At 64.4% G+C, this 1,183-nt stretch carries 1 protein-coding gene; it reads left to right on the top strand.

Features of this window, described 5'->3' with window-relative positions; genetic code table 11:
- A partial coding sequence (locus tag Q0349_RS12015) for a hypothetical protein (RefSeq protein ID WP_298081244.1) occupies window positions 1-1,183 on the top strand: 1,183 nt, incomplete at both ends.

Here is a 1,183-nt window from a genome sequence, read left to right as displayed (position 1 = left end):
AGCGTGTACGCCATCCAGCACTACCATGACGGCCAGCCCGCCGGATACCTGAGCTTCTACCGCAACGGCCGCCTGGTCGCGCAAAAAGCCCGTCCCGGCAACGACAACGATTTCTACGCCGCCATCGGCGCTATCGCCTCCGCAGGCACGCGCTACTACTACGACGACGGGCACATCCTCGCCCTCGAATACCATCATGGGCGCGTTGGCAGTTGCAACATGGGCGCCTACTGCAAAGAAGGCGAAACCCTCTACGTCCCGGACGGCACCCCGCTCATCGCCTGGCAGAGCATACAAAGCGGCGACAACATCACCCACCAAAGCTGGAACACCCTCAACACCACCCCCGCCGACCAACAGGCCGCGCGCCGCCAGAGCATCGACGCCGCCCTCACCCGCTGGGACGACATCAAACAACGCCTGTCAGACAACGACCTCAACCGGCCCTACCACCACGACGAAACTGCCGTCGCTACTACCACAAATCAGCTCCCTCCCTCGTGGGGGAGGGACGGGGTGGGGGCAGCCGACGACCTCGCCGCTCCGGCCGAGCTGCCCGCGCCACTCCTGCCGGAAACCATCCTTGACGCCGCGCAAGCCGCAGCAAACCCCATCGACTACACCCCGCTGAGCTACCCGGACTACTACGCCGACCGCTACGGCCTGCCGACCCGGCGCGCCGTCAGCGGCGGCTACATCCGCAAAATCCTCGGCAAAACCGCCGACGGCCGCCTCGTGGTGCAGGACTACTACCAACACAGCGGCACCCCACAAACCGCGCCGCTCACCCTGAAAAAAGACGCCGACCCGGCAGACTTCAGCCCCGCGGCGGTGGACGGCAAAATCGTCTGGTACCGCCCCGACGGCAGCATCCGCGCCATCCAGCAATACCGCGACGGCGAGGCGGTCAGCCCGCTCAACTACTACCACGAAGGCCGCCTCGCCATCCAAAAACCGCTCCCCGGCCAGCCCGACGACCCCTACCAACAGCTGAGCGAGCTTGCCGACGGCATCCGCTACTACCACAAAAACGGGCAAATCCTCGCCTTTGACCGAAACCCCTTTACCTACGCCCTCTACGACGACCAGGGCAAACCGCTCTACATACAAATCACCTATTTAAGCCACAGCCCGGACTCCTACCACTGGAACACCCTCAACACTACCCCCGCCGGACAACAAG

The organism is uncultured Cardiobacterium sp. (assembly GCF_938028185.1).
GTDB lineage: Bacteria > Pseudomonadota > Gammaproteobacteria > Cardiobacteriales > Cardiobacteriaceae > Cardiobacterium.
Note: the sequence above shows the minus strand (reverse complement) of the source record. Positions and strands in the feature narration are given on the sequence as shown.